The sequence below is a fragment of the Bacillus sp. V5-8f genome (genome assembly GCF_002863565.1).
In the GTDB taxonomy this organism is placed as follows: domain Bacteria; phylum Bacillota; class Bacilli; order Bacillales; family DSM-1321; genus Peribacillus.
Map to the genome: position 1 here is coordinate 382,492 of NZ_PGUW01000004.1, position 20,863 is coordinate 403,354.

Genomic DNA, 20,863 nt, shown 5'->3' on the forward strand with positions numbered 1-20,863 from the left:
AGATAGGTGACTTTTTGAATAAATTCTTAACTTTATATAAAAATAGGAGGGATTTTGGTGATTAGAAATGAAGAACAAACGCCCTCCTTCATGCTTGTAGATGGAATGGCGCTTTTGTTCCGGGCATTTTTTGCGACGGCTGCGACCGGGCAGTTTATGATTAATAAAAATGGTGTTCCGACCAATGCAGTTCAAGGATTTCTAAAGCACATGCTGACAGCGGTTGACCACTTCTCGCCCACTCATGTAGCGGTATGCTGGGATATGGGAAGCAAAACCTTCCGCAACGAACTTTTCGGCGACTATAAAGCCAACCGTTCTGCTCCGCCGGTAGAAATGATTCCCCAGTTTGATCTGGTAAAGAAAGCAGTGGAAGCATTTGATATTCCAAATATCGGCTTGGAAGGCTTTGAGGCCGATGATTGCATTGGTACAATTGCGAAAGCATCCGCCTCTGATAGTGAAGTCTATATCTTATCCGGTGACCAAGACATGCTTCAACTGCTGGATGATAACATATCGGTTGTACTCTTAAAAAAAGGCTTCGGTAATTACGAGGTCCATAGTTCGGAAAGCTTCTTTGAGTGGAAAGGAATCAGCCCCCGGCAAATGATTGATTTAAAAGCGCTAATGGGCGACCCATCCGATAATTATCCTGGTGTAAAAGGCATTGGCGAGAAAACTGCTTTAAAGCTTCTCATCCAGCATAAAAGCATTGAAGGCATACTGGAAAACGTCCATGCCCTGACGAAAACTCAGCGGGCGAAAATTGAGGAAGCGGTTGACATGCTCCATATTTCGAGGAGACTGGCCGAAATAAAATGCGATGTGCCTGTATCTTGCTCGCTGGAAGAAGCCGAATTTAGTTATGACCGTGATAAAGTCCTGCAAATGGCTAGGGACCATGGGTTTAGAACCGTCCAAAAATTGATTATATAGAAAGCAAACCGCTTTCCAAGATATAATTTGCTCCTGGGAATTAGACAGATGAAATTAACGTCTGTGTACTTTGTTAGGAGCATTTTTCTCGAGAATACATTCGTTATGGAAGTTTTGGACAGAAGATGAAAAGTGTTAGTAAACCATACATGAAAATGACTAGACATCCTTAGCTCTTAAAAATACACAGCTAAGGTCCTTTAAGAAAGGTCCGTTGTCTACTTAACAGACTGCAAGATAAGTGTAGTCAGAAGTCTATGTGTTGTTACTTTGTATTATTCCTCTTTGCTGCATTTTCAAGCTTCGTTTTCGGATCCCTGGCCCTTTCAGCACCAGTAGAATAGCCTTGTGGATTAACGCCGCTATGTGCCGCGGCCCCTCTATTACGATGTTTGCTCACCTAAAATCACCTCCTTAAATGCTGAATTTGCGCAGGCGATTTCTACTTCTCATATTTTTTGTTTAAACAGGTGTAAGTATAATGGGAACTTCTGTCGAAAAATATATAGGCAATTCGTGATTTTTGAGGTAAGATTTATGGTGAAATTGCTCGATAGGCTGGTGTTCTTTATGGGAAAAACGGTTGAGGAATATATTAGCTTCCTTGAATCGAAAGGATTTTCATTCGGTGAGGATGATATTGGTTTTATATATTTTGGAAAACAATATACAAATGCAAGCGATATTCTTGTGAATGCCGCAATAGAAATGACTTTGAAGGCACAAAAGGATTTTGACGGGAGCTTTTATATATCCCTGCTTGAAGCGCTAAAACAAAGTAATTTGGCTACCCGTTCGGAAGTAGAGATGTTCGTTAAGAAAAGGGGTCTGCTCACATAAAAAACGGCAGAGTTTCTGCCGTTTTTATATGCCTGCCACCGGGTTATCTTCTTTTGTTTTATGTGGCAGTTCGACCAGGATCATTCCAAGCAAAATAAAAAGGCAGCCGGCAATGGTAACATAGGTAAGTCGTTCTTGAATCCAAAAAAAAGACGTGACGGCGGCAAATACTGGCTCCATGGCAAAAATCACCGCGACCCTTGTTGGTGAGGTATATGCCTGGAAATACGTCTGGGCTACAAATGCAAAGGCGGTGGCTAAAGAGGAAGTTACAAACAAAGCAAGCCATACCTCTGTTTTTAGCATCACTCCGGAATCAAATACAACTGAAACATCCTCAAATAGTGCGCATGAAAAAAATGATAAAAATGAGACCGTACAAATCTGGACAATCGTCAGCGGGAGCGCCGGGTAAACTCCTGCAAATTTTGCTGTAGTTATGATATGCATCGCAAAACTGATGGAACAAAGAAAAACCAGGAAATCACCGATTGTTAAAGCAGAACTTTCAACTATAGTCATTAAGTACAGGCCAACGGTTGCTGCCATCACACCAAGCAAGGCATATCGTGTCGGCTTTTGCTTTAATAGCATCAATGAAAATAACGGTACCAGCACCACGTTTAAGCCGGTAATAAATCCAGCCTTCGCCGGGCTTGTGTATAGGAGGCCAAAAGTTTGGAAAGCATATCCAAGAAATAACCAGACCCCGAGCTTGGTCCCTGCAAAAATTAGTGAACTATTCCAAATAAACCCTTTCTTTCGAAAAAATAAAAAATACCAAATAACAAGCAACAAAAAAGCCAAGAGAAAACGGACCGCATTGAAGCTGAACGGCTCAAGGAATGAAATGGCGTTCTGTACCATAACAAAGGTTGCTCCCCAAATAAAAACAACGAATAGCAACGTAAAATCAGATATGGTTGTTTTTTTCATGGTTTTTCCCTTCATTCATGCGAATCGCTCTTCTTGCCAAATCATCTGCAGACTTGTTTTCGCTGCTTGGAATCCATTTTATGAAAAATAGATCAAGTTGGCGTGTTAGTTCAAGGGCTTTATCCAGTAGAGGAGAATAACGTTTGTTTTTGACAAATTCCTTTTCGACGGCCCTGTTGATCAATTGCGAATCGGTGCGAAATGATACGGTTCTGTACTTTTTTTCTATGCAAATCTCCAATGCCTTTATAAGAGCATGATATTCGGCCTCGTGGTTCTCCATCATACCGAGCGGAATCGAATATCGTTCCACCTCGCCATTATTTTTTATGAAAATGCCCGCACCGCTAGGACCTGGATTGCCCGCACTTGCCCCGTCGGTATATACTTCAATCATGGTTGTCCCCCTCTGTGTGCAAAATGAACATTTTCTCCATTGTATAGTAAGAAAAGGAAACAAACAATGGTCTTAATCAGTGGGCGCCACACGGTTCAATGATCTTCTCTCCTTTTAAAAAATGCATTCATAAGAGAAAATACAATCATGAGGCTTTTAAAACAAAAAATAAGGGAATTTAGTTTTCAAAGCAGGTTTTTTCCTGCTTATATTCGAACATAGATATAGATATGAGAGAAAGCAGGTTGAATGATGAAAGTAATCATGTCCTGGACATACGGAAGCGCCAAAAAGCCAACTTGTGAATTTTTTTCTGATTGGCTAGACGCCGAGAATGCCCTTATCATTACGGATGACCTGGAAAAGGCTGGCCGGCTAAAACAGGTTGAATTTAGAGATGAAGCTGGTATTTCCTGGTCAAAAAAAGAATTAAGAAAATTGCTCGTCGAGACTGAAGATGAGCCGCAAGATGTCACGATTTATTTTGACGGGGGCTATCAGAAAGAAAATGGATTAACCGGTATCGGGATTGTCATATATTATAGTCAAGGCAAAAAAAGATGGCGGATCCGTATGAATGCACTGCTATCAGAACTGGTTTCGAACAATGAAGCAGAGTATGCCGCTATGTATGAAGCTGTAAGGCAGCTTGAAGAATTAGGGGTTCGCAACCGTCCATGCACATTTAGAGGAGATTCCCAGGTTGTTCTTAATCAGCTTACGGGCGAATGGCCAGTTTTCGAGGAAAATATGAACCGCTGGCTTGATCGAATTGAGGAAAAAATCAACAAGCTCGGGATTAAGCCATTATATGAGCATATAGCCAGAAAAGAGAATGCTGAGGCTGACAGGCTTGCAACCCAGGCACTGAATGGTGAAGAAATCTTCAGCAAACTAAATGTAAGCGAAAACTAAAAGGAGCAATGCAATTGAAGAATCGAAAAGACATCTATTCTGAATTAGAAACAATCCTTGAGGACTACTGCAAGGGTTGCTTTCTGTATTCCACAATACGAAAAGAAAAAGGGAGAAGCACAGCCCATAAATTCTGTATCTCTCAATGTACAGTTGGAGAAAAAATAAGGACCATCGGCTCTCAGCTAACAGATATGCCAAAAGGCTAGCTTTACTTTTACAATTTTCTATAGAAAAAAAAGATACAATTATAAGGGGGAAACGGGTGCTGCTGTCGAACAGTGAATACGGTGAAATCATTTTGATCAATCCTTATGACCCTTACATTCTCTGGTGAGAACCGAAAGAGGCATTGTTGGCCTAAAAATCGAAAAGGAAATAGAAATAGAGAAGGTTATTGGGTGATAAAGGATGGGTCAAGAAGGAAAAAGGCGGAATAGACCGATTCCTATCGGAAACGGTCTATTAGTCATGTACACTTGTCTTCAAGTCAAAAAAATCTCTGAGCATAACTTTATTTTCAAGGATGTCCTCTAGTGTATAGTCATCAAGCACTTTCAAAAAAGCATCCAGCGCTTTGTTAAAAACATGCTTTAGAGAGCAGACAGGCGAGATAACGCAATTATTATGGCCCTGCTCAAAGCATTCAACAATATAGAAATCCTCTTCCGTTTTGCGGATAATCTCTCCGATATTAATCTCAGATGGCCGCTTGGCAAGACGAATGCCACCATTACGGCCTCGGACCGTTTCAATATACCCCATTTTTCCTTGGTTATAAATGATCTTCATTAAATGATTCTTCGATATATCATAAACCTCGGCTATTTCTTTTATATTGACTAGCCGTTCATTTTTCTGGGATGCCAAATACAGCAAAACCCTTAGCGAGTAATCTGAATAAGTGGTTAAACGCATAGATTCTCCCCCACTTTCTTTCTGCCCTATCATAACATAATTGTGACGAATTCATAAACGTTTACCTTTTTCAGTCAAAAAGAAGTATTTAATATATTGCTTTTTAACTTGCCGGCTCTTACTATAAAGATGTATTTAAAATACTTATTTAGAAAAAGGGGATTTAACCATGTTATCTCAAAAAACGATTGAGATTATTAAATCAACTGTACCTGTCTTGGAAGTGAAAGGTACGGAAATCACAACTGTGTTCTATAAAAATTTATTTGAAAGCCATCCGGAATTATTAAATATTTTTAACCATGCCAATCAAAAAAGGGGACGTCAACAAACGGCTCTGGCCAACACAGTCCTAGCGGCAGCTACATACATTGATAACCTTGAAACGATCCTCCCGGTCGTTAAGCAAATAGCCCATAAACACCGCAGCCTCGTCATCAAACCGGAGCATTATCCCATTGTCGGCCAGCACCTCCTGGGAGCCATTAAACAGGTTCTTGGAGAGGCTGCTACAGATGATATCATCAATTCCTGGGGAGAAGCTTATGGTGTAATTGCCCAGGTATTCATCGACATTGAAAAAGAAATGTACCAAGAAGCGGTTAGCCAGGAAAACGGCTGGGCTGAATATAAAAATTTCAAAGTGGTGGATAAAGTAAAGGAAAGTGAAGTCATCACATCGTTTTATTTAAAGCCGGCAGACGGTTCCGCAGTGCCTTCGTTTCTACCAGGGCAATACATTACGATAAGATTGGAAATACCGGGAGAAGAGTACTTATTCAACCGCCAGTACAGCCTTTCAGTTTCCCCTGGCAAGGAATATTACCGTATCTCTGTAAAAAGGGAAGCAGAAGGCACTTCACCAGATGGAAACGTCTCCAACTACTTGCATGACCACATCAATACAGGTGATGTTTTAGAGGTTACCGCACCTGCTGGAGTATTCACTCTGGATGCTCAAAGCCTATCTCCTGTGGTATTTATTAGCGGGGGTGTGGGCATAACGCCTTTCATGAGCATGGCAAACGCAATTGCGGAAGCAAACCCTGAACGCCAGGTGCAGTTCATCCATGCGGTCAGAAGCGGCAAAGTCCAGGCGTTTAAAAACGAATTAGAAGCGCTAAAAAACACGATGAAAAACTTAGAATTGTCCTATGTTTACGAACAACCTACGGAACAAGATCGAAAAGAACTGTTCTTCGCCAAGGATGGTTTTATTGACGCTGAATGGCTGCAAGATTATATTACAGACAGAGAGGCTGATTACTTTGTATGCGGACCGGTGCTATTCTTGCGGGCAATCGTCGGAAGCCTGAAAAAGCTGGGCGTTGAGGATACACATATCCACTTTGAATTCTTTGGCCCTGCAGCTAGTTTGGAAGCTTAATAGTTTTTTGGTGGAGCCATTTGTCCCTAAAAGGGCAGCTGGCTCTATTTTTATATAAAAGCTTAACTTCTGTATTTGTCATAAAAAGAGTCCAGAATATACCTGCCACTATAAAGACATTAAACATCTCAAAAGGTTATAATGTGTTATATAAGTTTTTTTTGAAGGTGAATCTATGAAACTGATTATTGCTGAAAAGCCCGATCAGGGGGCTGCTCTGTCCAAGCAATTTAAAACAAAAAAGCAACAAGGATATATTGAAATTCTGCCTAACGAACTTTTTGAAAAAGGAGCATATGTAACATGGGCTGTGGGCCATTTATGCCAGCTCGTATCCCCTGAAACATATAGGGATGAATGGAAAAAGTGGACACTCGAAACCCTTCCTATCATCCCGGAGCGATTTCAATACGAAGTCACAAAATCCAAGGCGAAGCAATTTAATCTGGTGCGTTCTCTTATCAGGAAACCGGAAGTAACTGAAATCATCCATGCAGGGGATGCAGGGCGGGAAGGTGAGTTGATCATCAGGAATATTGTCAACCTTAGCGGTGTAAAGAAGCCAATGAGACGCCTGTGGATTTCATCTTTGACACCCAAAGCTATCTATGAAGGATTTCAAAACCTGCTGGATGAGGAAAAAACAAGAAGCCTATTTTATGAGGCATACACTAGGGCCTGTGCCGATTGGGTGGTTGGAATGAATGCTTCAAGGGTGTATAGCATTCTGCTAAAAAAGCAGGGAATGTCGGATGTTTTTTCTGCCGGCCGTGTACAGACACCGACTCTGGCTTTAATTGTCAAACGGGAAAAAGAAATCGAAGAATTCAAGCCCGAGCCATTTTGGGAAGTGCTCGCCCAGTTTAATATACAAGGGAAGAAAATTGAAGGGAAATGGCAAAAAGATAATGAGCCACGTATTAAAGACGAGGAAATGGCAAACAAGATTGCCGCTTTTTGCAAGGATAAACCGGCCTTAATTGGAGAAGTACAAAAGGAACGCAAGGAGTTCCAGCCCCCGATGCTTTTCAACCTTTCATCCCTGCAGGCAACAGCGAATAAAATCTTTAAATTTTCCCCTAAAAAAACACTGGACGTTTTACAAAGCTTGTACCAAAAAGGGATTGTTTCATATCCTCGTTCCGATTCGAATTATGTGACCAAAGGAGAGGCTGAGATATTTCCTGATATTCTTCAAAAGCTTGGTGACCTCCCTCAATATAAAGGATTATTCCCATTGCCGAATTCCTCGATTATAAATAATAAACGCTATGTCAATGAAAAAAAAGTGACGGATCACTATGCGATCATCCCGACGGAACAAGTCAAAAATCCAGATCAGCTTTCGGCTGATGAACAGAAAATTTATGATTTAGTGATCCGACGACTGATTGCAGCCCACTATGATCAGGCGATTTTCGATTATACAACGGTTACAACTATTGTGGACAAACGGGCAGAGTTCGTATCAAAGGGAAAACAGCAAATTCAGGAGGGTTGGCGGAAAGTCATTTATCAAAAAGAGAAAGACGATGATGTTATTTTACCGATTCTTTCAGAGGGTGAAGAAGGAAAGGTTGCAAAAGTCCAAGTAAAAGAAGGAAAAACACAGCCGCCGAAACGTTATACCGAAGGGCAATTGATTACCCTTATGAAAACCGCGGGAAAGCACTTGGATAACGAAGAGCTGGAGAAAGTTTTAATGAAGACTGAGGGCCTAGGCACCGAAGCAACCCGAGCTGGAATCATTACGATGTTAAAGGATCGAAAATATATAGATGTAAAGAAAAATCAGGTGTTTGCTACTGATAAAGGAAAAGTATTAATTAGTGCGATCGGCGATAAAATCCTCGCTTCACCTGAGATGACAGCCAAGTGGGAGCAGCGGCTTAGGGAAATTGGGGAAGGAAAAGCGTCGCCGGCAACGTTCATGGAGCAGGTAAAAAAGCTCTCAGCTAAAGTAATCGAGGATGCGAAGGTAATGTCACAGAAATGGAATTTCGAAGGCTTGGACACAGAATCCATTCAAAGAACAAAATCAAAGGGGTCTCTGGGAAAATCGGTTGGCAAATGCAAGGTTTGCAATGGCACGGTTATCGACAAAGGAGATTTCTATGGATGTTCAAACTATAACAACACACGATGCAGTTTTACCCTGTCCAAAAAACTGCTTGGCAAAACAATTTCGCAATCGAATATAAAGAAACTTCTTGATCATGGAAAAACAGATTTAATAAAAGGCTTTAAAAAAGGGAACAAAACATTTGATGCCTTTTTGGAGTGGAATGAAGAGGAAAAAAGGATCAGTTTTGTGTTTAAATAATCGGGTCAAGCTATTTAGCCTTGGCCCTTCATGCAATACGTTCCTTGTTTCAATCCATACAATATAGTAAAATTTTAATGATTGGGATTTGAAATGGAGGATGCGCCAATGCCTACACCGAGCATGGAGGATTACATAGAACAAATATATTTACTAATAGAAGAAAAAGGGTATGCACGCGTTTCCGACATCGCCGAAAACCTGTCTGTACATCCTTCCTCCGTTACGAAAATGGTTCAAAAGTTAGATCAAGAAAAGTATTTGGTCTATGAAAAATACCGAGGGCTGATCCTGACACCAATTGGCAAAAAAATAGGTAAACGCCTCGTGTACCGGCACGAATTATTGGAACAGTTGCTTAAAATTATCGGGGTCAAGGAAGAAAACATATATCAGGATGTAGAAGGAATCGAGCATCATCTAAGCTGGGATTCGATTGATCGAATAGGGGACTTGGTACAGTTTTTCAATGAATCAACGAAAAGGGTTGAGGAATTGAGGGCCATCCAGAAACAAAATGAAGCTGAGGAATAAGCCGAAATTGAAGGCTTATTTTTATTGGCTTTTCAATTTAAAACCGCAGGCAGGATTATGTTTAATTTTATAGAATCAACCCTATACATGTTTTTAGCTTCGGCTATATAAACTGAAAAATGCGGGGTGTTTAAATGAGCAACCATAATTGGCATGGTGAGGCTGAGAAAAAGTGGGATTCATATTCTGGAAAATGGACAGAAAATTCGCGGGACATGTGGGAGAACGGGAGCCGCAAGAAGATTATCCCCCTGTTTAAAGAGCATATCCCAGGTGGCGGAAGAGTGTGCGATCTTGGTTGTGGCGACGGTTACGGCTCTTTGCTGCTCTCCAATAACGGATATAATGTGACCGGGCTGGATATTTCCACTGAAATGATTGAAACGGCAACCAAAAGGGCTGCCGGAAATAATCGCTTGACTTTTATAAGGGGAGACCTTGTCAATCTGCCATTTAACGATGATGAGTTTGACGCCGTCATGGCCATCAATTCAATAGAGTGGACGGAGTCCCCGCTTAAGGCTTTGGGTGAAATATACAGGGTTGTGAAACCGGGGGGCCATGCTTTATATGGCATACTTGGCCCCACTGCCGCACCGAGGCAGCAAAACAGCTACAGAAGGTTATATGGAGAAAAGGTGATCATGAACTCGATGCAGCCATGGGAATTCGAACAGCTGGCTAAAGAAAATGGATGGCAGCTTTCCGCTGAAGCAGGAGTGGAAAAAAGAGGAGTTAACTTTGATCAATTAGCCTTCCTGCCAAAGGAATTATGCCAGGCTATTTCCTTTATGTGGCTGTTTATCTTCAGGAAGACTGAGGTCTTGTAAAAAATTAAGGAAACCAGGCTGCCTATTCCCTACTCTGTATGGAAATAGAATATAATATATTTGTAATAAAGGAGGCAGTTTAATGACAACAAAGAAAATCACAAAAGAGGAAGAGATGAAGCTTCCGGTTTTCAATAGCCATCTGGATGCAGTGAACCATTTTAAAAAGAAGTTTGGCGAAGACTTTGTGTTGAAAAGCCAGGGTGAAAAAAATGGGGAGAAAATCTATATTTACGTCCTGTTATTGGATAGGGAAGCATTTAAAACGGGCCAAGAAAAGCTAGCGAGGTTTGAAATGGTCCCCCCTGAATTCACTAATAGCTTTCAGTCTATTGAAATAAAAGAAAATGGAGATTTCCGGATCGCTCATTAACTCATATGAAGCCAAAAAACAACCTTGCCCGAAAACGGACAAGGTTGTTTTTTATGTCGCTAGTTTAGTTGGTATTCGCCCGTTAGTTTTAATCCCATTCATAAGGAGTTTCCTGGTAAACGTAATAATTCAGCCAGTTGGAGAATAATAAGCTTGCATGGCTTTTCCAGCGGTAAATGGGTTTTTTTTCTGGATCGTTGCCAGGAAAATAGTTTTCAGGGATCGAAATCGGCGCTCCTTTTTGAAGGTCACGATAGTACTCAGTTGACAGAGTATCAGCATCATATTCGAGATGGCCGGTAACCATGATTTTTTTTCCGTCTTTTGAGGACACTAAGAAGATGCCTGCCTGTTCCGATTTAGAGACGACCAATAGGTCATCATGGTTTTCAAGCTTTTCCACATCAATATCGGTATGCCTGGAATGAGGTGCAAGAAAGATTTCATCGAATCCATGCACAAGTTTAGTGTTTGGCAAAAGCACCTCGTGCTCAAATACGCCGAAACATTTTTGTGGAAGAGAATGTTTTCCAATTCCATAATGATGAAACAGAGCAGCTTGGGCCCCCCAACAAATGTGTAACGTTGATGTTACGTTATTGCTTGTCCAATCCATTATTTCCTTTAGTTCGTCCCAATAATTCACTTGTTCGAATTCCAGTTTTTCCACCGGGGCACCAGTAATAATCATGCCGTCGAACTTTTTATTCTTTACCTCGGAAAATGTTTTGTAAAACTGGTCGAGATGCAGCTTGCTTGTATTTTTGGATTCGTGCGAAGTCAATCGCATGAAGGAGATATTCACCTGCAAAGGTGTGTTACCAAGAAATCTTAGAAGCTGGGCCTCGGCTTTTTCCTTCTCGGGCATCAGGTTTAAAATAATAATATTTAAAGGACGGATATCCTGGCTGATCGCACGGTCTTCGTCCATTACGAATATATTTTCATTCTCCAGTATTTCCTTGGCAGGCAGTTGTGATGGTATTCTTATCGGCATCCATAGGCCCCCTATTCTTAATATTCGAAATTGCATTATGTCCATTATATAAAAGTTGGGAGCCAGCCGCATCATTTTTGAAAAAATATTGCAATTTCCTTCCACAAATAAGGGAACATGATAAAATGGTTAATAGCTTAAGCGAGAGGCGGCGACACAAAAATGAACCAAAAAGCAACATTTAAAAGCGATATTGACATTGCATTAAGTTCAGAGATGAAACATATAAAAGAGATTGCTAAAAGAATCGGAATAGGGGAAGAAGATTTAGAGCTTTACGGCAAATATAAAGCAAAGCTATCATTTGATATGCTTAATAAACTAAAGACAAAAGACGAGGGCAAGCTCATCCTTGTAACCGCTATTAACCCAACAAAGGCAGGTGAGGGAAAATCTACGGTAACAGTCGGACTAGGGGATGCATTGAATAAAATCGGCAAAAAGGCAATGATAGCCATGCGGGAACCATCGCTCGGTCCTGTAATGGGCCTGAAGGGCGGTGCGGCTGGTGGAGGTTATGCGCAAGTATTGCCAATGGATGAAATCAATTTACATTTCACCGGTGACATACATGCAATCACAACGGCGAACAATGCATTGGCTGCTTTGATTGATAACCATCTCCAGCAAGGAAACGAGCTGCAGATTGACCCAAGAAGAATCGTCTGGAAGAGGGTACTCGATATGAACGATCGCGCTCTCAGGAATGTCGTGGTTGGACTTGGAGGACCTGCCCACGGAATACCAAGGGAGGATGGGTTCGACATTACAGTCGCTTCAGAAATCATGGCGATTTTATGTCTTGCGGAAGATCTGAAGGATTTGAAGGCGCGTCTTGCAAGAGTTGTAGTTGCATACGATTATAGCCAAAATCCAGTGACCGTCGGTGATTTACAAGTGGAGGGCGCCCTGACATTACTGCTCAAGGATGCGGTAAAGCCAAATCTGGTTCAGACAATTGAACACACGCCGGCGTTAATCCATGGAGGGCCATTTGCAAACATTGCACACGGCTGCAACAGCGTTATTGCGACAAAGGCTGCCCTTAAGCTTGCCGATTATGTTGTAACTGAAGCGGGCTTTGGAGCCGATCTTGGAGCGGAGAAATTTCTACATATTAAAGCGAGAAACGCCGGAATTAAACCTGAAGCTGTTGTGATTGTAGCAACAATCCGTGCGTTAAAAATGCATGGGGGGCTGCACAAAGAAGAGCTAGGCAGAGAAGATCTGGCAGCTCTTCAGGCCGGTTTTGAAAATCTAAGGAAGCATATTGAAACGATTGATGCATTCGGGCTCCCATTTGTAGTAGCCCTAAATCGCTTTAGTACAGACAGCAGCCTGGAAATATCGTTATTTGAAAAGCTTTGTAAAGAAGAAGGTATTCCCTGCGCAATGGCAGAAGTTTGGGAAAAAGGTGGCGAAGGTGGAGTAACCTTGGCGGAAACTGTTGTAAAAGAAATTCAAAATAACAAGAAAACCTTTGAACCGCTATATGATCTATCCGATTCGCTAGAAGATAAAATAAACACCATTGCCCGAAAAGTTTATGGGGCTGCAGGCGTAGATTTCAGTAAGGAAGCAAAGGCACAGCTCCTTCAATTCGACAGGCTGGGCTGGTCCCATTTGCCTGTCTGTATGGCAAAAACTCAGTATTCCCTTTCAGATGACCCGGCAAAGCTTGGGCGCCCTGAAGGGTTCGTGTTAACAGTAAGGTCTTTAAAGCCTTCCATTGGTGCGGGTTTCATCGTTGCTTTGACGGGGGATATCATGACGATGCCGGGACTTCCTAAAAAGCCCGCTGCTATGAATATGGATGTGGATGAAACTGCTAACGCAACAGGCCTTTTTTAATTTATTAGAACTATTATTGCTCGTAATCGTTACACGGAGTAACCTAATTTGGCAACATCGAGGTGTTTAGGCAATGTTCGATCCTACAGCGTTTGAAAATATGAAGGTGGTATTAGAAGGCGCTATATATGATAAAGAATTTAACGGTGAAACGGTCGTAACGAATAGAATGGATAACGTTAACCTGTCCAGTCTCTCTAGGCAGTATGAAATTGAAATCGCGCTCTCTAAAGAAAATCCAATAAGGGCTAGCATAAGCTTACAGGCAAGTTTAGAAAATCTAGCATCAGAGCTTCTACCGGGTTCAAGCATTAGTAGTGGTTCAAAAGCCGGATGCATTGTATCTGTTGCTTTTGGCCTTCCATTTTTCGTGGAACAGGAGAAAGCAGCCTCTATAATTGGTTCGCTTGAAGCAATTTGGGGTAAAGAAAGAACCATTACATTGACTAGCTCTGTAGAATATTCTAATAAGTCTGTCCGTTCCATGTTTTCCAGGGTTGCCGTATCTTTCGGCAGATTGATTACGGAAGAACAAATGGATGATCTTCTAACGATGGTAGATTACATGGCAGACTCACTTTTCATGCTTGAATCTTTAGAGTTCGAAAAGAAATAGGGAGTCGTCCATTAAAATTGTACTGTAAGGTAACGAAGAAGAGGGGAGTGGTACTTAGAAAATGTCGGTATATGACTTTGAAGCTAAAAAGATTGATGGTGAAGTGATTTCCTTGAATCAATTTAAGGGAAATGTAACTCTAATTGTCAACACCGCGAGCAAATGCGGGTTTACCCCTCAGTATGACGACCTGCAAAGCCTGTACGAAAGATATGAAGAGAAAGGATTTACGATATTGGGATTTCCTTGTAACCAGTTTCTTAGCCAGGAACCAGGTGATGAGCTCGAAATTGACTCTTTTTGCAGGTTGAATTACGGAGTTACTTTCCCAATGTTTGCAAAAGTGGATGTAAAAGGCAAGGAGGCGCATCCGTTATTTGAATATTTAACGGATAACGCGCCAGGAGTAATGGGCTCAAAGGCGATTAAGTGGAATTTCACCAAGTTTTTGGTTGATAAAGAGGGCCGGGTCGTAAGAAGATATGCACCACAGACGAAACCCTTTGACATCGAAGGCGATATAAAAGAACTCCTCTAAATCCGGGGCCCTTCATGATGAAGGGCCTTCTTTTTTTATCCGCTTCACGTAAAAGGAATAAAGTTTTCCGGTAGCAAAATATAATGGAATATCATGAAAGGGGAGGGGCTGGCATGCGGGAAAAAATAGCTTGGATAACTGACAGCACCGGTTTTCTGCATGATGAACATAAAAAGAATCCTGATGTTTATGTGGTTCCGATGATTGTTATTATTAACGGCAAAGAATATAAAGATGGTGTGGATTTGATGCCTGAACAACTTTTTAGCTTCATGAAACAAGATAAAGTTATACCAACAACCTCCCAGCCGTCTGTAGGAACCTTTGCTGACCTGAGTACGACCGAATTGTCTCTGTCCATGTTTCCAGCAGCCTTAGTGGTGCAGTGGCTGCAAGCCAGCAGGCAGCTGAACTGGTTTCCATACCGGTCCATACATTCGACTCACTCCTTATTTCTTTCCCAATGCCCTCGAAAATTTCTGTTAGTAAAACAAACTCGTGTTAAAATAGTACCCGAGCATATTAAAGGAGAAATTAAATGAATCGATTTTACATAGAACAAGCCGAAGCGTTCGTGAAGAATCAGCTTGGAAATGATACATCCGGCCATGATTGGAATCATATAGACCGGGTAAGGAAGCTAGCCTTGCATATAGCAAGGGGGGGAAATCAAGGGAATCATTTCATCATTGAAATGGCTGCTCTTCTGCACGACATACCGGACGGCAAACTACATGACAGTGAGGATGAAGGCTGGAATATTCTCATGAACTGGTTTTCGCAAATAAAATTGCCGCCAGAAGCGGAGAGAGCCATCATAGATATTATCTCAACGATTTCTTTTAGTGCCGGTGTTGATGTGCTTCCATCGGTAGAAGCAAAAATTGTACAGGATGCGGACCGGCTTGATGCGATCGGTGCCATCGGAATTGCAAGGACTTTTGCATATGGCGGGAAAAAAGGACAAGCCATCTATGATCCGGACATTGAAGTCAGGGAGCATATGTCGAAGCAAGAGTATCGGTCTGGTCGAAGTTCTTCCGTACACCATTTTTACGAGAAACTGCTAAAATTGAAAGGAATGCTGCATACCGATACGGCCAGAAAAATCGCTAACGAGCGGCATGAATTTATGGAGACATTTTTACGGCAATTTTATAAAGAATGGGATGTTACAGAATGAAAGTTTTTAGCATAGAGAATCTTGAAAAAATGCAAGGAGAAAAACTGCTATTTAAAGATATTTCTTTTTCCATAACAGAAGGGGATAAAATCGGAATTATTGGCGTCAATGGAACCGGCAAGTCAACACTGCTGAATATTATTGCGGGTATCGAGGATAGTGACCGGGGGTCAGTAGACCATCCCAGGGATTATACCATTTCATACTTGTCGCAGGCCCCGATGTTTGAAGAAGGGCTTTCAGTGCTTGAATATTTATTTGCAGCCGAAACCCCGATTTTCTCTTTAATTAAGGAGTATGAGAAAGCACTTCTATTGCTCCAAAAGTGTCCTGAGGATGCAAAAGTGCAGGAACGGCTGTTAAAGCTGCAGCAATCCATGGACGAAAACAATGCCTGGGATACAAATGCGAATGCAAAAACGATTCTTACGAAGCTGGGTCTTTACGATTTTTCTAAAAAGCTTTCAGAGATGTCCGGCGGGCAAAAGAAAAGGGCTGCGCTGGCACGGACGCTGATTGAAAATCCGGACTTGCTGATTCTTGATGAACCTACCAACCATTTAGATTATGAGAGCATTACTTGGCTTGAGGATTATCTGGTAAAATACCAAAAATCCGTACTGTTTGTAACCCATGACCGTTATTTTCTTGATAACGTATCAAGAAAAATATGGGAGCTCGCTCAGGGCTACTTGCATGAATACAAAGGGAACTATGCGGATTTTCTAGAAAGTAAAGCGCTCCGCGAAGAAAATGAATCCGTACAGCGGGCTAAGAAGGAGAGTTTGTTTAAAAAGGAATTGGCATGGATCAGAACGGGGGCAAAAGCGCGGACCACAAAACAGAAGGCAAGAATTCAGCGCTTTGAGTCGCTAGAAGGAGATCTAAAAGACAAAAACTCGTCGGAAAGCCTTGAAATCGAATTAAATGGTTCTCGCCTTGGAAAAAAGGTTCTGGAGTTGAAAGATATATCCAAATCATTTGGCGGCCAGCTGATATTGAATAATTTCTCTTTCCTGTTTAAGCCGGGAGATCGTATTGGGATCGTCGGTAATAATGGTACCGGTAAATCAACATTGTTGAATATTTTTTCCGGAAGAGTGAATCCAGATGAAGGTGAAATCGAAACAGGGCAGACTGTGAAGCTTGGGTACTATACTCAGGAAAATGAAGACATGGATGAAAACCTGCGGATGATTGAATATATCCGGGAAACGGCGGAATCCATCACGTTAAAGGATGGAAGCCACATTTCAGCTGCCCAAATGCTTGAGCGGTTCCTGTTCCCAATGAATACACATGGAACACTGATCCGCAAGCTTTCCGGCGGGGAAAAACGCCGTCTTTATTTACTCAAGATCCTTATGTCATCTCCAAATGTGTTGCTTTTGGATGAACCGACAAATGATCTTGATACCCAAACGCTCACGGTTCTTGAGGATTACTTGGAGTCTTTTGCAGGAGTGGTTATTACTGTTTCGCATGATCGTTATTTCCTTGATAAAACCTGCAAGCAGCTTTTGGTTTTTAAAGGAAAAGGCAATATTGACTTCTATTTCGGCCAGTTTTCGGAGTTTCTTGAGGAATCAAAGGCCCAGGCAGCTGCAGCGGCTAGTCAAAAGCCCTCACCTGCAGCTACAGCGGCGGTCAATGATAATAAAAAGAAGAAAAAGCTGTCTTATAAAGAAACAAAAGAATGGGAAGAAATTGAAGGGAATATGCAGGAGATTGAAGACAGGCTTAAGGCCATCTCTGAGGAAATGGCGATTGCAGGGAGTGACTATGCAAAAGTAAAGGATCTCTCTGATGAGGAAAGGGAACTTACAGATAAGCTGGACGAAATGATGGAACGCTGGGCTTACCTAGCGGAAAAAGTGGAAGGATGAAGAATGGAGCTGCAGGGCGTTGCCACCGCAGCTCTTTTTCATGAACGGGAAACATGATTTTAACAAACCTCTATGTTAAAATCAGAACTAAAGTCCTTGATACACGTAAAAGGAGAGAAAACTTTGAATATTAAGTCAATAGAACCAACACCAAGCCCAAATACGATGAAAATAAATCTTACCGAAGAGCTTCCTTCAGGCAAAAGTAATAATTATAAGAAAGATAACGCTGATTCAGCTCCCCAAGTGATAAGAGAAATCCTCCAAATTGACGGCGTAAAAGGTGTCTATCATGTCGCTGACTTCCTGGCCGTAGAAAGGAATCCTAAATTTGATTGGAAAGGTATCCTGATAAAAGTAAGGCAGTGCTTTGGCGAGGATGTTAGCAAGGAACAAGGTGAAAACACAACACTCGACCATTATGGAGAAGTGTATGTCTTAATCCAGCAGTTCAAGGGTATTCCAATGCAAATCAAATTAAACGATGGGATTACGGAAAAACGGTTCGGCCTGCCTGATCATTTCGTCAAAGCAGTCTCAGATGCGCAGCTGCCTGACGATAATGTAGTCGTTCTCAGAAAGTGGAAGGATTATGGCGTTCGTTATGGCGATATGGAAGCAATTGGTGCGGAAGTTGCTGAAGAGCTGGTTGCAGCTTACCCGAAGGATCGTTTGGACAGCCTTGTTGAAGCGGCTCTAAACAGCGATAAGAAGGGTCCGATCATTAAGAGAGGCAAGATTAAACTTACGGACGGACTGCTCAATGACGAAGATTGGGAAAAGCGTTATCAGGCACTTGAACAAATGGATGACCCAACTGTCGAAGATATCCCCTTGCTCGAAAAGGCGCTTGATGACCCTAAAATTTCCATTAGAAGACTTGCCGTTGTCTATTTAGGAATGATCGAAGACAACAGAGTACTCCCTGCCCTTTATAAGGGCTTAAATGATAAAAGTCCTGCCGTCCGAAGAACAGCTGGAGATTGTTTGTCTGATCTTGGTTTTCCTGAAGCGATGGAAGAAATGGCAAAAGCACTATTCGACAAAAATAAATTGGTCAGATGGAGAGCCGCCATGTTTTTATTTGAATCCGGGGATGAAAGCGTCCTGCCTGCATTAAAAAAAGCAGAAAATGATCCTGAATTTGAAGTGGCGATGCAAGTTAAAATGGCAATCGAGAGAATTGAAACTGGTGAAGAGGCCAAAGGCTCCGTTTGGAAACAGATGACAGAAACCCGCCAGCAATAAAGAAAAGTGGAAGCGCCCTGTATTAAGGAACATCGATTAATTTCTCCCACGTCCTGTGGCAACGCCGGCACTAGCACATCCTATGCGTAGAGGCTGGATGCTGGAACTAGACATCAATACTTGTTGAAAATTTAATACTTTCTTATCTTAGAAAATGAAAATGGTTTCCAGACCTGGTTCTGGAGCCATTTTTTTCTTTTTTTGTCCAATATTTTATCTTAAAAAAATAATATTTTTAAAATTATACGAAAATTATTGAAAATATCTCTAAAGTTTTCTATATTGGAAAGAAAACAAGAGGAGGCACAAGTACAAATGGCAAAAGATTTAAGAATACGCAGTAAGGTAATCAGTGAAGGGGAGACAAGGGTACCTAACCGGGCGATGCTGCGTGCTGTAGGTTTTACCGATGAAGATTTCAAAAAACCGATGATCGGGATTGCGAGTACGTGGAGCGAGGTTACTCCATGTAATATACATATTGACGAACTGGCAAGAAAAGCAAAGGCAGGGGCACGAGAAGCAGGAGGAGCCCCAATGATTTTCAATACAATTACTGTATCTGATGGAATTTCCATGGGTACAGAAGGAATGCGTTACTCCCTGCCAAGCCGAGATTTGATCGCGGACTCGATTGAAACAGTGGTCGGCGGTGAAAGCCTGGATGGATTTGTGGCGATCGGCGGCTGTGATAAAAATATGCCGGGCTGTATGATGGCAATTGCAAGGATGAACTTGCCAGCTGTTTTCGTATACGGAGGCACAATAAAGCCAGGTAAACTAAAGGGGAATGACGTTGATATTGTTTCTGCATTTGAAGGTGTGGGCCAGTATAATGCAGGCGCAATTGACAGGCAAGAGCTTCATCAAATAGAATGCCATGTTTGCCCAGGTGCCGGTTCATGCGGCGGTATGTATACGGCAAACACAATGGCAAGTGCAATTGAAGCATTAGGAATGAGCCTTCCGGGAAGCTCTTCTAATCCGGCAGAAACGGATGAAAAGCATAATGATTGCTTCCGATCCGGGCAAGCAGTATATAACCTGCTTGAAAAAGAGATTTATCCGCGAGACATCTTAACGAAGAAGGCATTCGAAAATGCCATCACAGTTGTTATGGCGCTTGGAGGTTCAACAAATGCGATCCTGCACTTAATGGCGATTGCCCATTCAGCTGAGGTCGATTTATCTTTGGATGATTTCAACCGCCTGCAGAAGAAGGTGCCTCATATCGCTGACCTTAAGCCAAGCGGAAAATACGTAATGCAGGACTTGCACAACATCGGCGGGGTGCCTGGGGTTATGAAGGTGTTATTGAAGGAAGGCTACTTGCATGGAGACTGCTTGACTGTAACAGGCAAAACACTTGCCGAAAACTTAGAGGAGTTCCCGGATTTAACAGAAGGGCAAGAAATCATCTCTCTTGATAAGCCGAAAAGAGAAGATGGGCCTCTTGTTATCCTGAAGGGGAATCTTGCGCCTGAAGGAGCAGTTGCAAAAGTGTCCGGTTTAAAAGTTACATCATTAACAGGCCCTGCCAAGGTTTTTGATGATGAACCAAGTGCAACTGAAGCAATCTTGAATGATGAAATCCAGCCGGGTGATGTCCTTGTTATCCGCTATGAAGGGCCTAAGGGAGGCCCGGGAATGCCCGAGATGCTTTCAATCTCCGGTATCCTTGTAGGAAAAGGGCTTGGCGAATCAGTTGCCTTGCTTACCGATGGACGCTTTTCAGGAGGTACGCACGGCCTTGTAATCGGGCATATCGCTCCGGAAGCTCAGGTGGGCGGCCCAATCGGACTCATAAAAACAGGCGACATCATCACCGTTAATGCAGATGCCCAGGAACTATCCGTTCAACTGTCTGACGAGGAGCTACAAGCCCGGAAGCTGGATTGGAAAGCGCCGCCGCTTCATGCAAGAGGGCAGCTTGCTAAGTATGCAAGATTGGTATCTTCCGCTTCCAGAGGTGCGGTAACGGACTGGTTTGAAGAAGAAAAAGCGAAGAAATAAACAGTAAGTCCACAAAATAATAATGAAATACCCGGCGGGATACAAATTTTCCGCCGGTTTTATTTTTTTGGTTATCTCAACGTCTATTTTCAATATGTCAACTGGCTGCAGTATTGGTTGTTCTTTAAGATTGTTTAGC

Annotated in this window: 22 protein-coding genes; 17 read left to right on the forward strand and 5 right to left on the reverse strand. The window is 42.1% G+C overall.

The window, feature by feature from the left end; all coding sequences use genetic code 11:
• The first annotated feature begins 90 nt into the window (after positions 1–90).
• Entirely contained in the window at positions 91–939 is an 849-nt protein-coding gene (locus tag CUU64_RS05905; protein WP_101632941.1) for a 5'-3' exonuclease, read from the forward strand.
• Between the two features lie 265 nt (positions 940–1,204).
• Here the strand turns inward: CUU64_RS05905 and CUU64_RS05910 are convergent, their stop codons facing one another.
• On the reverse strand, positions 1,205–1,339 hold the full coding sequence (locus CUU64_RS05910; RefSeq protein ID WP_101632333.1) for a small, acid-soluble spore protein L: 135 nt from the start codon (positions 1,337–1,339) through the stop codon (positions 1,205–1,207).
• A 137-nt stretch (positions 1,340–1,476) separates the two neighbouring features.
• Between CUU64_RS05910 and CUU64_RS05915 the strand changes: the two genes are divergently transcribed.
• Positions 1,477–1,779, forward strand: coding sequence for a DUF6123 family protein (locus tag CUU64_RS05915; RefSeq protein ID WP_257985436.1), 303 nt, complete (start codon positions 1,477–1,479; stop codon positions 1,777–1,779).
• 24 nt (positions 1,780–1,803) lie between these two features.
• Here CUU64_RS05915 and CUU64_RS05920 read toward each other — a convergent pair whose 3' ends face one another.
• Together CUU64_RS05920 and CUU64_RS05925 are read right to left on the reverse strand one after the other, a co-directional pair.
• Positions 1,804–2,715 carry a DMT family transporter gene (locus CUU64_RS05920; protein WP_101632334.1) on the reverse strand — a complete coding sequence of 304 codons (912 nt, stop codon included), beginning with the start codon at positions 2,713–2,715 and terminating at the stop codon, positions 1,804–1,806.
• Positions 2,693–3,112, reverse strand: a complete 420-nt coding sequence (locus CUU64_RS05925) for a reverse transcriptase-like protein (protein ID WP_101632335.1) — start codon at positions 3,110–3,112, stop codon at positions 2,693–2,695. The genes CUU64_RS05920 and CUU64_RS05925 overlap by 23 nt, the downstream gene beginning before the upstream one ends.
• Before the next feature lie 252 nt (positions 3,113–3,364).
• Here CUU64_RS05925 and CUU64_RS05930 point away from each other — a divergent pair, with 252 nt between their 5' ends.
• Both CUU64_RS05930 and CUU64_RS05935 read left to right on the forward strand, forming a co-directional pair.
• On the forward strand, positions 3,365–4,027 hold the full coding sequence (locus CUU64_RS05930; protein ID WP_101632336.1) for a reverse transcriptase-like protein: 663 nt from the start codon (positions 3,365–3,367) through the stop codon (positions 4,025–4,027).
• Between the two features lie 8 nt (positions 4,028–4,035).
• On the forward strand, positions 4,036–4,236 hold the full coding sequence (locus CUU64_RS05935) for a zinc-finger domain-containing protein (RefSeq protein WP_101632337.1): 201 nt from the start codon (positions 4,036–4,038) through the stop codon (positions 4,234–4,236).
• 256 nt (positions 4,237–4,492) lie between these two features.
• On the opposite strand, the gene CUU64_RS05940 is transcribed toward CUU64_RS05935, so the two are convergent.
• Positions 4,493–4,945: an RrF2 family transcriptional regulator gene (locus CUU64_RS05940; protein ID WP_101632338.1), complete on the reverse strand. Its 453-nt coding sequence runs from the start codon at positions 4,943–4,945 to the stop codon at positions 4,493–4,495.
• Between the two features lie 169 nt (positions 4,946–5,114).
• Here CUU64_RS05940 and hmpA point away from each other — a divergent pair, with 169 nt between their 5' ends.
• From hmpA to CUU64_RS05965, 5 genes are all read left to right on the forward strand, one after another.
• The gene (hmpA, locus tag CUU64_RS05945) at positions 5,115–6,332 is read left to right on the forward strand and encodes an NO-inducible flavohemoprotein (protein WP_101632339.1); all 1,218 of its coding nucleotides are present in this window, start codon (positions 5,115–5,117) and stop codon (positions 6,330–6,332) included.
• Positions 6,333–6,507: 175 nt separating this feature from the next.
• Positions 6,508–8,655, forward strand: a complete 2,148-nt coding sequence (locus CUU64_RS05950; RefSeq protein ID WP_101632340.1) for a DNA topoisomerase III — start codon at positions 6,508–6,510, stop codon at positions 8,653–8,655.
• Positions 8,656–8,763: 108 nt separating this feature from the next.
• Positions 8,764–9,189, forward strand: a complete 426-nt coding sequence (mntR, locus tag CUU64_RS05955) for a transcriptional regulator MntR (protein ID WP_101632341.1) — start codon at positions 8,764–8,766, stop codon at positions 9,187–9,189.
• Positions 9,190–9,323: 134 nt separating this feature from the next.
• The gene (locus CUU64_RS05960; RefSeq protein ID WP_101632342.1) at positions 9,324–10,019 is read left to right on the forward strand and encodes a class I SAM-dependent methyltransferase; all 696 of its coding nucleotides are present in this window, start codon (positions 9,324–9,326) and stop codon (positions 10,017–10,019) included.
• A gap of 82 nt (positions 10,020–10,101) precedes the next feature.
• Complete coding sequence (locus CUU64_RS05965; RefSeq protein ID WP_101632343.1) at positions 10,102–10,392, forward strand: hypothetical protein; 291 nt, start codon at positions 10,102–10,104, stop codon at positions 10,390–10,392.
• Positions 10,393–10,480: 88 nt separating this feature from the next.
• On the opposite strand, the gene metA is transcribed toward CUU64_RS05965, so the two are convergent.
• Complete coding sequence (gene metA, locus CUU64_RS05970) at positions 10,481–11,389, reverse strand: homoserine O-acetyltransferase MetA (RefSeq protein WP_101632344.1); 909 nt, start codon at positions 11,387–11,389, stop codon at positions 10,481–10,483.
• Positions 11,390–11,551: 162 nt separating this feature from the next.
• Between metA and CUU64_RS05975 the strand changes: the two genes are divergently transcribed.
• The 8 genes from CUU64_RS05975 to ilvD all read left to right on the forward strand — a co-directional run bounded on the left by CUU64_RS05975 (position 11,552) and on the right by ilvD (position 20,724).
• Positions 11,552–13,240: a formate--tetrahydrofolate ligase gene (locus CUU64_RS05975; protein ID WP_101632345.1), complete on the forward strand. Its 1,689-nt coding sequence runs from the start codon at positions 11,552–11,554 to the stop codon at positions 13,238–13,240.
• 73 nt (positions 13,241–13,313) lie between these two features.
• Entirely contained in the window at positions 13,314–13,856 is a 543-nt protein-coding gene (locus CUU64_RS05980) for a hypothetical protein (RefSeq protein WP_101632346.1), read from the forward strand.
• A 61-nt stretch (positions 13,857–13,917) separates the two neighbouring features.
• On the forward strand, positions 13,918–14,394 hold the full coding sequence (locus CUU64_RS05985) for a glutathione peroxidase (RefSeq protein WP_101632347.1): 477 nt from the start codon (positions 13,918–13,920) through the stop codon (positions 14,392–14,394).
• 113 nt (positions 14,395–14,507) lie between these two features.
• A complete protein-coding gene (locus CUU64_RS05990; protein WP_180954473.1) occupies positions 14,508–14,936 on the forward strand; it encodes a DegV family protein in 429 nt (142 codons plus the stop codon).
• The gene (locus tag CUU64_RS05995) at positions 14,933–15,577 is read left to right on the forward strand and encodes an HD domain-containing protein (RefSeq protein ID WP_101632349.1); all 645 of its coding nucleotides are present in this window, start codon (positions 14,933–14,935) and stop codon (positions 15,575–15,577) included. The genes CUU64_RS05990 and CUU64_RS05995 overlap by 4 nt, the downstream gene beginning before the upstream one ends.
• Positions 15,574–17,463, forward strand: a complete 1,890-nt coding sequence (locus CUU64_RS06000) for an ABC-F family ATP-binding cassette domain-containing protein (protein WP_101632350.1) — start codon at positions 15,574–15,576, stop codon at positions 17,461–17,463. The genes CUU64_RS05995 and CUU64_RS06000 overlap by 4 nt, the downstream gene beginning before the upstream one ends.
• Positions 17,464–17,586: 123 nt before the next feature.
• Positions 17,587–18,711 carry a conserved virulence factor C family protein gene (locus CUU64_RS06005; RefSeq protein WP_101632351.1) on the forward strand — a complete coding sequence of 375 codons (1,125 nt, stop codon included), beginning with the start codon at positions 17,587–17,589 and terminating at the stop codon, positions 18,709–18,711.
• Positions 18,712–19,026: 315 nt separating this feature from the next.
• Entirely contained in the window at positions 19,027–20,724 is a 1,698-nt protein-coding gene (ilvD, locus tag CUU64_RS06010) for a dihydroxy-acid dehydratase (RefSeq protein ID WP_101632352.1), read from the forward strand.
• Positions 20,725–20,863 lie beyond the last annotated feature (139 nt).